This window comes from Pseudomonas sp. SW-3 (assembly GCF_016615645.1).
Classification (GTDB): Bacteria; Pseudomonadota; Gammaproteobacteria; order Pseudomonadales; family Pseudomonadaceae; genus Aquipseudomonas; species Aquipseudomonas mandelii.
Genome location: NZ_CP067098.1, coordinates 930,512 through 942,373 on the forward strand (window position 1 = coordinate 930,512; position 11,862 = coordinate 942,373).

General features: G+C 57.6%; 13 protein-coding genes. 12 read left to right on the forward strand and 1 reads right to left on the reverse strand.

Annotated features, from left to right (window positions below):
• Nucleotides 1-147 precede the first annotated feature (147 nt).
• Both JIO00_RS04025 and JIO00_RS04030 read left to right on the forward strand, forming a co-directional pair.
• On the forward strand, nucleotides 148-1,104 hold the full coding sequence (locus JIO00_RS04025; protein WP_172792225.1) for an enoyl-CoA hydratase/isomerase family protein: 957 nt from the start codon (nucleotides 148-150) through the stop codon (nucleotides 1,102-1,104).
• Between the two features lie 37 nt (nucleotides 1,105-1,141).
• Complete coding sequence (locus tag JIO00_RS04030) at nucleotides 1,142-1,564, forward strand: organic hydroperoxide resistance protein (RefSeq protein ID WP_010463651.1); 423 nt, start codon at nucleotides 1,142-1,144, stop codon at nucleotides 1,562-1,564.
• A gap of 307 nt (nucleotides 1,565-1,871) precedes the next feature.
• Here the strand turns inward: JIO00_RS04030 and JIO00_RS04035 are convergent, their stop codons facing one another.
• The gene (locus JIO00_RS04035) at nucleotides 1,872-2,795 is read right to left on the reverse strand and encodes a LysR family transcriptional regulator (RefSeq protein ID WP_083375082.1); all 924 of its coding nucleotides are present in this window, start codon (nucleotides 2,793-2,795) and stop codon (nucleotides 1,872-1,874) included.
• Nucleotides 2,796-2,938: 143 nt separating this feature from the next.
• Here JIO00_RS04035 and JIO00_RS04040 point away from each other — a divergent pair, with 143 nt between their 5' ends.
• From JIO00_RS04040 to JIO00_RS04085, 10 genes are all read left to right on the forward strand, one after another.
• The gene (locus JIO00_RS04040) at nucleotides 2,939-4,492 is read left to right on the forward strand and encodes an MFS transporter (protein WP_083375081.1); all 1,554 of its coding nucleotides are present in this window, start codon (nucleotides 2,939-2,941) and stop codon (nucleotides 4,490-4,492) included.
• A gap of 23 nt (nucleotides 4,493-4,515) precedes the next feature.
• Nucleotides 4,516-5,709 (forward strand): MFS transporter, encoded by a 1,194-nt coding sequence (locus JIO00_RS04045; protein WP_083375080.1) that lies wholly within the window; start codon nucleotides 4,516-4,518, stop codon nucleotides 5,707-5,709.
• A 369-nt stretch (nucleotides 5,710-6,078) separates the two neighbouring features.
• On the forward strand, nucleotides 6,079-6,837 hold the full coding sequence (locus tag JIO00_RS04050; protein ID WP_154503024.1) for a thioesterase II family protein: 759 nt from the start codon (nucleotides 6,079-6,081) through the stop codon (nucleotides 6,835-6,837).
• A gap of 10 nt (nucleotides 6,838-6,847) precedes the next feature.
• Nucleotides 6,848-7,648, forward strand: a complete 801-nt coding sequence (locus tag JIO00_RS04055) for an AfsA-related hotdog domain-containing protein (RefSeq protein ID WP_102593590.1) — start codon at nucleotides 6,848-6,850, stop codon at nucleotides 7,646-7,648.
• A gap of 22 nt (nucleotides 7,649-7,670) precedes the next feature.
• Nucleotides 7,671-7,976 carry a hypothetical protein gene (locus tag JIO00_RS04060; protein WP_083375077.1) on the forward strand — a complete coding sequence of 102 codons (306 nt, stop codon included), beginning with the start codon at nucleotides 7,671-7,673 and terminating at the stop codon, nucleotides 7,974-7,976.
• Entirely contained in the window at nucleotides 7,966-8,670 is a 705-nt protein-coding gene (locus JIO00_RS04065; RefSeq protein ID WP_102593591.1) for an SDR family NAD(P)-dependent oxidoreductase, read from the forward strand. Before JIO00_RS04060 ends, JIO00_RS04065 begins: the two co-directional genes overlap by 11 nt.
• 29 nt (nucleotides 8,671-8,699) lie before the next feature.
• On the forward strand, nucleotides 8,700-8,954 hold the full coding sequence (locus JIO00_RS04070; RefSeq protein ID WP_083375075.1) for a phosphopantetheine-binding protein: 255 nt from the start codon (nucleotides 8,700-8,702) through the stop codon (nucleotides 8,952-8,954).
• Nucleotides 8,951-9,970, forward strand: a complete 1,020-nt coding sequence (locus JIO00_RS04075; RefSeq protein WP_083375074.1) for a 3-oxoacyl-ACP synthase III family protein — start codon at nucleotides 8,951-8,953, stop codon at nucleotides 9,968-9,970. Before JIO00_RS04070 ends, JIO00_RS04075 begins: the two co-directional genes overlap by 4 nt.
• 24 nt (nucleotides 9,971-9,994) lie before the next feature.
• Complete coding sequence (locus tag JIO00_RS04080) at nucleotides 9,995-10,669, forward strand: HAD family hydrolase (protein WP_083375073.1); 675 nt, start codon at nucleotides 9,995-9,997, stop codon at nucleotides 10,667-10,669.
• A 2-nt stretch (nucleotides 10,670-10,671) separates the two neighbouring features.
• Nucleotides 10,672-11,862 carry a cytochrome P450 gene (locus JIO00_RS04085; RefSeq protein WP_158243822.1) on the forward strand — a complete coding sequence of 397 codons (1,191 nt, stop codon included), beginning with the start codon at nucleotides 10,672-10,674 and terminating at the stop codon, nucleotides 11,860-11,862.

Sequence of the window (11,862 nt, forward strand, 5' to 3'; positions counted from 1 at the left end):
TTTTTTTTGTCCGACTGACGTCACTTGTCAGCCGGAGTTGCGCTGCTAGGCTTGTTCAGCCGGACCTTTCCGGCATGCCCATTATCTGCTTCAGACTGTAGAACGTTGTTCGCGGGGACCACATGTTTTTCAACTGGAGGTTTTCCCATGAGACTGCAGCTATTCAATGCCGCGATCATTGTCGCCAGCATGGCGGCCACCGACCCGTCTCTCGCCGGTGAAGCATCGACCGCATCCGCTTCACCCGACAAGACCCCGTCCACCCACGCAGCAAAACAGGAGATCAAGCTCACCCGCCTCACCCCCGAGTATTGGCGCGTCACCTTCCACAACCCGCCGTACAACATCTACGGCCCCGAGACCATGCCGCAACTGAATGAGGTCGTCACGGCCATCGAGACCGATCCGAAAGTGGTAGTCGTAGTCTTCGACAGTGACGTTCCAGACTTCTTCCTCACCCACTACGACTTCGTCCCGCCGCTGACCGACACCACCAGCCTGCCCAACGGCCCCACCGGCCTGCCACCGCTGCCCGATATGCTGGTTCGCTTGAGCAAGGCGCCCGTGGTCTCGATAGTGTCCATTCGCGGTCGCGCCACCGGCGTCGGTAGCGAACTGGCCCTGGCCAGCGACATGCGTTTCGCCAGCCGTGAAAAAGCCATCCTCTCGCAATGGGAAATCGGCGCCGCCCTGGTGCCCGGCGGCGGCCCGATGGCGCGTCTGCCCAGGCTGATGGGCCGTGGGCGCGCCCTGGAAGTGCTGCTCACCGGCAACGACATCAATGGCGAACTCGCCGAACGCTACGGCTACGTCAACCGTGCGCTGCCCGATGCCGAACTCGATGCATTCGTCGACACCATGGCCCGGCGCATTGCCCGGTTCGACAAACAGTCGATCGCCGACATCAAGCGCCTGGTCGACGCCGCCAGCCTGCCACCCAACGAAGCCATCGCCGCCGAATGGGACGGTTTCATCGGCTCGGTCAAACGCCCGGCTGCGCAGCAACGCATCACCCAACTGATGGAGCTTGGCCTGCAGAAAAAAGCCGACGTCGAAAAACGCCTGGCGCACTACACCGGCACCCTGGGCGAGGCCTCGAAATGAGCTCGCCGTCGTTCAATCCTGATCAGGAGTCACTGTCATGAGTGCTGCACTGGAAACCGTTCTCTACACCGCAAAAACCCACACAGTCGGCGGTCGCACCGGCACCGGCAAATCCAGCGACGGCGAGCTGGACGTCAAATTCAGCTCGCCCGGCTCGGGCAAGCCGGGCACCAATCCGGAGCAACTGTTTGCGCTGGGGTATTCCGCCTGCTTCATCGGCGCGATACAGGTGGCGGCGGGCAAGATGAAGATCAAATTGCCGGAAGACACGTCTGTGGATGCCGAAGTGGATCTGGGCAAAACCGGCGCTGGGGATTTTCAATTAGCGGTCCGGTTGAACGTCAACTTTCCCGGGTTGGAAGAGAGGGTGAAACGGGAACTGGCTGAGGCTGCGCACGAGATGTGCCCGTATTCGCGGATGACGCGGGGGCATGTGTCGGTGGATTTGAAGGTGCTTTGAATCCCAGCGGTCCAATGGACTGCTTTTGTGGGAGTGAGCCTGCTCGCGATAGCGATTGTTCATTCAACATGGATGTCGACTGACACACCGCCATCGCGAGCAGGCTCGCTCCTACAAGGGGATTAGCTGCGTGGCGAAGATCTTGGCATTTCAACCGCGACAATCAGTAATTTGTATTTCATGGCGGCGTCCTTGCACGTAGACCGCCAGCATAGGCCCGGTTGTGTCTAACCACAGATCACCAACCCCCAGATGCAACAAAACCCGCACTTGGCGGGTTATGTCTTGCTTCATACGCCACGTCGCCTCATGAGCGCCTCGCATCCGGGTTGTCTACAGCAGGATTAGCAAAAAGGTGCTCCGCAGCAAAGTCCACGAATACGCGGATTTTCGGTGAAAGATGGCGACTGGACGGCCACAACGCCCAGAACTGTCCTTGGTCTTCGGTGTGACCGTCGAGCACCGTTTCCAGGCGCCCTTGGGCGATTGCTTCGCGGGCCAGGAAGTCCGGGACAAATGCGATGCCGTGCCCGTCCACCACGGCCATCAGCATGGCTTCCATGTTGTTCAATGTCAGGGCGGTTGGCAGGCGCAACTGCGTGATCTGGGGGGATGAAGACATACTCCATTCCATTATTTTGCCCGTCGTGACAAATCGATAACGCAAGCACTCGTGATGCTCAAGGTCACTGAGCGTGACAGGCCGTCCCTTACGCTGCAAATAATCAGGCGATGCGCACAGGACAAACTTGAAGGGCCCCAGCTTGCGGGCCATCAGCTTGGAGTCGGCCTGCCCGCCGCTGCGAATGACCACGTCAAAGCCTTCATCGATCACATCCACCAGTTGGTCGTTGAAGTCCAGTTCCAGCTCGATCTCCGGGTAGGCTTTGCGGAACCGCGCCATGTGGGGCAAGAGAAAGCGATAGCCGATGGTGGGCAAGCTGACGCGTAACTTTCCGCGGGGTTCCTGTGTGGCGTGGGAAAGCATCGCCCGGGCATCTTGAAGATCGTCAAGGATCTTGCGGCAGCGCTCATAGAACAACTGCCCCTCCGCGGTCAGGCTGACTTTGCGGGTGCTGCGGTGCAATAACCGCACGTTCAGCGAAGCTTCAAGCTTGGCGACGTTTTTGCCCACGGCCGAGGCAGAAATCCCCAACGTCCTGGCGGCGCTGATGAAACTGAGCGCCTCGGCGGTTTTTACGAATGAGATCACCCCACTAAGACTGTCCATGCCTCGATTACATCCTTTTGGTTCATTATAAGTGGAATAAAAGCCCGTTTATCTTCGATTGTATCCTAACTAGAGTGGGTGAACGATCGCGTGCCTCGGCCTGGACAGCACGGATACTTCACAGATATGCAGGGATTGATTTGATGAACTCAGTGACCGAATCGCTGCCGACCCATGGTCGGCACTCCATTTTGGCTGCCATTTGCCTGGCAGCCCTGGTGTTACCCATGAGTTTTACCGGCGGGGCAGTGGCTACGCCGTTCATTGGTCAAACGTTTGATGCCCAGCCCACGGAACTGGCCTGGATCACCAATGCCTTCATGCTCAGCTTCGGCAGCTTGCTGATGGCCGCCGGTACCCTTGCTGACCTCTATGGGCGCAAGCGTCTGTTCATGTGTGGCATGGCGTTGTTTGCACTGGTGTCGACCCTGTTGGCGGTGGTGCCCGATATTCTCTGGCTGGACCTGTTGCGCGGCGTGCAGGGTATTGCCGCGGCGGCAGCCCTGTCGAGCGGGTCGGCGGCATTGGCTCAGGAGTTTGACGGGCATGCCAGGACGCGGGCGTTCAGCCTTCTGGGCACCACGTTCGGGGTTGGCCTGGCCTTCGGTCCGTTGTTGTCGGGGTTGCTGATCGAGTACATGGGGTGGCGCGCCATTTTTCTTTGCACCGCCCTGATTGCCATCCTTTCTTTGATCTTTGCCCTGCCGAAAATGCGCGAAAGCCGCGACCCGCAAGCACAACGTCTGGATACGCCTGGCGTGCTGACGTTTTCCGGCCTGTTGATCTCGTTCACCACGGCGGTGATTCTGGCGCCCGAGCAAGGCTGGGGCTCGCCGGTGATCCTCGCGCTGCTTGGAGCATCGGCGGTCTTTTTGTTGCTGTTTGTCGTAGTTGAAAATCGGGCGAAACATCCGATGCTGGAACTGGGGCTATTTCTGTTTCCTCGCTTTGTTGGTGTGCAGATCCTGCCGATCGGTACCTGCTACTGCTACATCGTCTTGATCGTATTGCTGCCGTTTCGGTTTATCGGCGTGGAAGGGGCCAGTGCCTTTGAAGCGGGGCTGATGATGCTGGCACTTTCTGCCCCGATGCTGATTGTTCCGATCATTGCTGCGTCGCTGACGCGCTGGTTGTCGGCGGGCGTACTCTGCGCCATCGGCTTCGTTATTGCAGCGACCGGGCTCTACTGGCTGAGTGCGATCCCGGTCGGCGCGCACGCGCAGATCATCGCGGCCATGCTGCTGACCGGTATCGGTACAGGTCTGCCCTGGGGCTTGATGGATGGTTTGTCGATAAGCGTGATCCCCAAGGAGCGGGCGGGGATGGCCGCCGGAATTTTCAACACAACGCGGGTGGCCAGCGAAGGTGTCGCCCTGGCCATCACGGTTGCGGTGCTGACGGCCCTGGTCGCGCACCATTTGAGCCTCAGTACCTCGGTCCAACTGTTCGCCGGTGACTATTCAACGATCGCGCAACGCCTGGTAATGGGTGACATCCAGCACGCGAGCGCCGACGCCAGTCAAATCCCGCTGACGGTACTGCGCTCGGCTTATACCGCGGGGTTCAACACCTTGTTGCAACTGCTGGCGATGTTCACGCTGTTCACTGCCGCCGTGGTCTTTCTGTTTCTTGGGCGCCAAAGCGAAGTCGGCACTCAATCCGCATCCGATGTCGTGCGTCTCTCATCGGACACCTGAAAGCCGCTTTGGAGCCATGCCTGATGTCGCCCAACACACACTTCACGCCGCTGGTTCTGGCGGGCATTGCCTTACTCTGCGGCTTGTCGGTGGCCAATGTTTACTTTAACCAGGCACTGCTGCCGGTCTTCGCCGATACCCTGCACGCCGGTGCCGGGCAAACCAGCTGGATCGCCACTGCATCGCAGATGGGCTATGCCTTGGGGATGTTGCTGATCGTTCCGCTGGGCGACAGAGTGTCGCCCTTGCGACTCTGTCGCGTACTGCTGGCGTGGACTTGCGTGCTGTTATTACTGGCAAGCCAGGCCACCCATCTTTCATTCCTGGCAGGCGCCAGCTTCTTGCTCTGCATGGGCACATGCATCCCGCAGGTGTTGCTCCCCTACCTGGCCGGGCTGGCCACGGCTGGCGAACGCAGCCGCGTCATTGCCTGGGTACAAACGGGGCTGGTCACCGGGATCCTGCTGTCCCGGGCCATTGCCGGATGGTTGGCCGATCACCTCGGCTGGCAGTCGGTCTATTGGGTGGCGGCTTCTGCCATGGTGCTGTGTGCACTGGCGCTGCCGAGCGTTCTGCCACGGCGCGATACGCCTGCGGTGTCCGTTGCCTATGGCAGATTATTGAGCTCGATGCTGCACCTGTTCTGGCACGAGCCGCTGCTGCGCCTGTCATGCGCCCTGGGTGCAGCGGTCTTCGCAGCGTTCAGTGCGTTCTGGTCGGTTATCGCGTTCAAACTGATGGCGCCGCCCTACAGCATGAACGCCGCTGATGTCGGGTTGTTCAGCTTGTGGGGCGCCCTCGCCACCCTGCTGACTCCTGCCGCCGGCAAGGTGTGTGAGCGCTTTGGCACAGTCGCCATCAGCCTCGTCTCTATCTTGCTCTGCGGCCTGAGCTTCGCCTTGACCATCGCCTGGTCCAATAACTTTATTGTGTTGCTGGTGTGCGCCAATCTGCTCAGCTTCGCCCTGCAACTGGGCCAAGTTGCCAACCAGACGCGTATTTTTTCTCTGAGACCGGAAAGTCGCAGCCGCTTGAACACGGTGTACATGGTCTGCAATTTTTGTGGTGGCGCGTTCGGCAGTGCCATGGGAGGGTACCTTTGGCAGCGTTTCGGCTGGACCGGGTGCGTCTTGTTGGGATTGCTATGTGCTGTATTGGCGATGGTTGCCTTGCTGGCTATTCTCAGACCGCGTCAAAAACAACTTTCCGCCATTTAATCATTGAATGACTGAGCGGCCACGCTTGTAACTTGCTATTCCCCTCCTGCACTGACTAGTTGTATTGGTTAGCCACGCCAATGCAACTACCTTCGCCTTCTGATTTCTTCCTGCGTTCAAATCCTCGACTCGTGCCCAATCTACTCATTGGTCTTTCGCGCAATGATGTATTTAGCGTTGCTGGACCTTGGACTTATAGTTCAGACAGTTCAGCCTAAAACGCTCAACCGCTTTGAAATACCCTGAAATACAATTGGCCGCAGCAAACAGATTTTTCGAAAAAAGCAGACAGACTCCAACTTGGCAGAAAGGTCAGGGTGTTCGTTAGTTCCCTGGTTTTAATTTGATCTCTCAAAAAAGGAGTCTTCGATGACTGTCATCGACTCTGAAAAAGTGTGTGTTTTCATACCCTTCGCCGGGGGCAGTGGCTTGTCCTTTGAAGCACTGCGGCGTGCCGTAGGCGATTACATGCCCGTGATTGGGGTCACTTACAATGGGCGCTATCAGAAGAATGTGACGCCGGCACCAGGCACGGTCGAAGCAATGGCGAATGAGGTCATTGCACTTATCGATAATCTGGCGGCGCGTGAGGTCATTGTTTTTGGTTATAGCCTGGGTGCCATCGTTGCTTACGAAGTTGCTCGACGCAAACATGAGTTTGGCACGCGACTGATCAGTCTGGTGGTCGCTGCCTGTCGTGCCCCACATCTTTTTAATTGCGCGCAGGTGACACTCGACGAATCTGAAGAAGTATTTGTTCAAACTGTTTCCAGGTTTGGTGCCATCCCGGATTTCATGCTTAAACACTCGGCGGCGAAGGCACGCATGCTGCCTTCGCTTATCAAGGATTTCCATGCTGCAGCCAAGTATCGCCACATTCCTGGTGAGCCTCTGGACGTTCCCATGATGGTTTTGGGTGGAAAAGAGGATCCGTTTGCACCGATTCAGGATGTTATTGCCTGGAAGGAGCATAGCCACAATTTTGTTCGTCTGGAGTTTTTTGAAGGAAGCCATTTTTTCCTCACTCAGCATATTCCTGCCATCACCCAACTGATTACCGAGTTTGTTAGCCCGGCAGCACCGCTGCCAGTTTCATCCCAATATCTGGATACATCTGCACGCATATAAAGGTGAAAAAATGGAAGAACTCAGAGTTTCAAATAGCGCTTCTTCGTGCCCGTTTTCTGGGCTTTCCTCGTTCTGCGAAACTCAGCAGGAATCGCCCAGGCATTACATTGTGGTGGGCGATCGAATCAAAAGTCAGTGCAGTGACAATATGTTCATTTCGGTGACGGCAGCAGAAGAAATAGTGACCCAGCTAGATAGAGACGAAAAGTTAACTTTGCATGTTGGTCAAGGTATTACCGATGAGCAACTCAATATTCTGTATGGCTTCAAGGAGGTTTTGTCGCCTGCCTTGAATATTGTTCCAGTTGATCGCCGTCTTCGTGCCTCCTCAACAGCTACTCATAAATTGAAGAGTCATAACATTGCCATCTCTATGCCGAGTGAAAATGGCAACGGTACTTACTCTGCCTCGCTGATGATCGATGATGCCAATGCCGAACTAAGCGATCATCTGACGGGGCAACACGTTTCCGGAATGATGGTGATCGAAGCTGCCCGGCAAATGACCATCGCCGTGGCAGAAGCCTATTACGTGACACCGGCTGCCAAAGGAAAAGTTAACTTTGTCACTAACAAGATGGACGTCACTTACATGGACTTCCTGTTGCCGATACACACGGAAATCCTCTGCGTTCCTATTGAATTACGCCGCTCTGGTGCCTCGAATTTTCGTTTTGGCTGCCGCCTTGAATTCAAGCAACAAGGCCAGTGTCTGGCGGCGCTCGGCTTTGAACTATCGGTCATCGACTCGCGCTATTTCCAACTCAAGGAAGCGCAACTTATTCACCAATTCGTCAAGCGTCTCGCCTGATCTCACGTTGAGAGGAACCCCTATGAAAGAGCAAATTCTCGGCATCATTTACAACGCTATCGAAAATGAAAACCGCAGTCTCGTCCAACCCATCAGCCTGGAAAAAGGTGAAGACACCGCCCTCTACGGTGCCGGAGGCGTCCTCGACTCGATGAGTCTGGTGTCCATCGTGATTGATGTCGAGCAGATGATCGAGGAGCAACTGGGGGTCAAAATGACGCTGGTCAACGACAGCGCCATGTCTCCCAAACGCAGCCCGTTCCAGTCGGTAAAGACCTTCGCCAACTACATTCTCGAATTGAATGCACAGGTGTCCCATGCCCGATAACACGCCTGTCACGCTGATTACGGGGACACGCAAGGGCATCGGCAGACATCTTGCCGAGTACTACCTTGCCCAAGGCCATCGTGTGATCGGCTGCAGTCGCTCATCCAGCGATCTGAGCCATCCGGGCTATGACCACTTTATTGCCGATGTGGCCGATGAACAGGCCATCAGTGAACTGATGAGGCACGTGCGCGGCACCTGCGGTCGGCTCGATCACCTGATCAACAATGCCGGGATCGCCAGCATGAACCACTCACTGCTGACGCCCTACAAAACCGCGCAAAATATTATGCAAACCAATGTTCTGGGCACATTCCTGCTCAGCCGTGAGGCAGCAAAGCTCATGCGAGCCGGGCGCCAGGGGCGCATCGTGAATTTTTCCACAGTGGCCAAGCCGTTGAAGCTGGAAGGCGAGGCACTGTACGCCGCGTCAAAAGCCGCCGTGGAAACCCTGACCTGTGTGATGGCCAAGGAGCTCGCCAGTTTTGGTATCACCGTCAATGCCGTGGGTCCTACACCGATCGATACCGATCTGACGCGGGTCATCCCCGCACAAAAGATGAAAGACCTGCTGGCGCAACAATCGCTGCAGCGCTTTGGCACTTTCGACGACGTGACCAATGTGACGGATTTTTTCCTTTCACCGCGTAGCAATTTCATTACCGGCCAAGTCGTGTATCTCGGCGGGCTCTAACTCTCGTTCTCTTGCAAAAGGATCTCACCATGAACCTGGACGCCATCAAGAAAGAACTGGCAGAACTTCTGGAACTGCGCGAATCGGAACTTCAAGTCGATGTATTGCTGCACCCCCTGAGCAATTGGGATTCATTGACCAAGGTCACGCTGCTGGGGGTGTTGAATGACCAGTTCGGTTTCGCCTTGAGCCCTTCCGTGCTCGACGAGGTTGAAACCATGGGTGAGCTGTTCGATGCCATTCAGGCCGATGCGGCTGGCGCTCGCGTCAGTGAGCCTTCATGAGCGCGTCTATCGATGGGGTGTCGATCCGCGCGCTGTCGGCCGCAGTACCCCAGGACGTGATGACCCTGGCCGATTTCGCCACGTTGTTTGGTGAAAAAGAAGTGCAGCGGATCGCCAAGAGTACCGGTATCCATCAAGTGCGGGTGGCCAACCGGCTGTCGACGGTGGATCTGTGTGCCGCGGCTGCCCGGTCGTTGTTCAACGCCGCGGATATCGATCCCGCCAGCATCGATGGCCTGGTGGTCGTCACACAAACGCCCGACAGCCTGATGCCAGCCAGCAGTGCAATCCTGGCGGATCGCCTGGGGTTGAAGAAAGGACTGGCTGCCTTCGACCTCAACTTCGGCTGTTCCGGCTACATCTATGGCCTGTTTCAGGCAGCCATGCTGATCAAGGCCGGTGGCTGCCGTCGAGTCCTGGTATGTACTGGCGATGTGATCAGCAAACTGCTCAACCCTGAAGACCGGCACGTGCGGCTGGTCTTCGGCGATGCCGCGACCTGCACCCTGTTGGAATGCGGCGATCAGACGCTCGGGTTTGCGTTCGATACCGATGGCGCCGGTGCGCAATACCTCAACACTGCGCTGGATTACACGCCCGGCAGCACCAGCCGGGTACAGGCGGCCGGATTGCATATGGACGGCGGCCAAGTGATGAACTTTGCTTTGGAAAAAGTGCCGTCGGCGATCAACGCCTTCCTGCGGGACAAAGGCATCGACCCCGACCGTGTGCCGTTCTTCCTGCTGCACCAGGCCAACAAATTCATGCTCGATTACCTGGCCAAAAAGCTCGGCGTTTCGCCGGCCAGGGTCCCCATCGAAGTCGCTGATGTGGGCAACACCGGCCCCTCGTCGATTCCGCTGATGATCTGCAAGCGGCACGACCGCGAAGACTTGCGGCAAGACAACCTGATTGCCTGTGGTTTTGGCGTCGGATTGTCGATCGGCGTGGCCCATTTGTCGCTGCGCGATGCGCTCATCGTTGACCCCGTAGAAGTACCTGCCCTCCCTAACTGATCTGACAATCAAGGAAAGATGACGATGACTATCCAAGCAATCTGGTTCGACTTCGGCGGCGTACTGTCGCCATCCATCGACGAGCTGTACCGCGTCTACCAGGAAAATACCGGCATCAGCCGCACCCAGATGGAAGCCGCCATGCATGCCGTGGCCAAGCCGCTGAACGTGCAGTTCCAGGCACCCATCGAGCTGGCAATGATGACTCAGATCGAATGGGGGCAGGGCATGAGGAAGGCATTGTCCGAGCTGTATCCGGGCATTGATTTGAGCCGCTGCGACTTTGATCATCATGGCGAGCAGTGGTTTTCCCCGCACAACGTCAACGAACACATGTTCGAGCTCTTCCATGAAGTGAAAGCGGCCGGTCTGAAGTCATGCATCCTCACCAACAACGTGGTGGAGTGGGAAACGCCTTGGCGGCGCATGGTTGGCCTGGATGATGTCGCTGACAGCATCGTCGATTCCTGCAAAGTGAAACTGCGCAAACCAGACCCGAAAATCTTTGCGCTGGCGGCCGACCAGATCGGCGTACCTGCCGACGGCTGTGTGCTGATCGATGACGTCGAAGAAAACTGCGAAGCCGCGCGAGCTGCCGGTTGGCACGCCATTCTGTTCGTGGACAGCCTCGAGACTCAGCAAGCCGTACGCGCCCTCATCGACGCTGCCCGACCTCGTGCGCAGGCAGGTGCCCGATGAACATGCGCGTCCATCCCTGCGTGCTGGATATTCCCAACCTTGATGCGGTGCCCTACTACCAAACCGTGGGTTGGGAAGGTCAACTGCCGCAAATCCGGTTGCCCAGCGGCCACGTCGCCACTCACCTGACTGGATACGCCGATTGCAAGGCGTTCCTGGCCGACCCAAGTATCAGTCGAACCCTGTGTAACGTCGAAAACGGCCCGACCTTTCTTCCCGGACCGACCCAGCCGGAGCTGTTGCTCAATCTGGATAACCCTGCCCACATGCGCTCCCGCGCGACCGTCGCGCGTGCTTTCAGCAAGCGCGGCCTGGAAAGCGTGCGCCAGCACGTGACCACGGTGACCGTCGACAGCATCGAGCTGCTGCGCAAAGGCGAGACGCCGGCGGACCTGTTTGCCTCGGTGCTGGAGCGCCTGACTTCATCGACGGTGTGCCACATCCTCGGTATCCCGGAAGAGGACCGGCTGCTGTTCAGGCCCTGGAGCCAAATGATTCAATCGGCGCCGCCGGACGATATCGCCGGTATCGAAGCGGCGGTCAACGCCAGTTTCGATTACATGATGGACTTCGTGCAGGGCCGCAGGGTGGCGCATCCAGACGGTTTTATTCGCCAGTATGTCGACCAGCGCCACACCCTGGAAGACCCGCTGAACGACCGGGAGTTTGTCGGCGTGCTGCTGGGTATTCTGCTGGGGGGCGACCATAACGCCCTGAGCGTGATGACTAAAAGTCTCTATACCTTGCTGTGCGCGCCATCGCTCTGGCAGTACGTCCGGGAGAACCCCGATCGTTCGCCACAATTGATCGAGGAGCTCATTCGGCTGATTCCCATCGGCAAGTTATCGGCGTTCCCCCGAATCACCACCCAAGCCCTGCAAACTAGCCGCGGGCTGATTGCGGCGAACACTACGGTTTACGCCAACGTGTTCCTCGCCAACCGTGACCCCAGCGTGTTCAGCGCACCGCTGCTGATCAATCCCGACCGCCAGGACAAGGCCGCGCATATGCAATTCGGCCATGGCATCCACAGCTGCATGGGGCCGGCGCTGGCGCGTCTGGAAATAGCCACCGTGCTGTCGACCCTGGTACAGGCATTGCCCGATCTGGAGCTGGCGTGTGACCCGGCGTCGATCCGTTGGATCAACGGCACGGTACTGCGCCGCCCCGACGAACTGCCTGTGCGTTTCTGA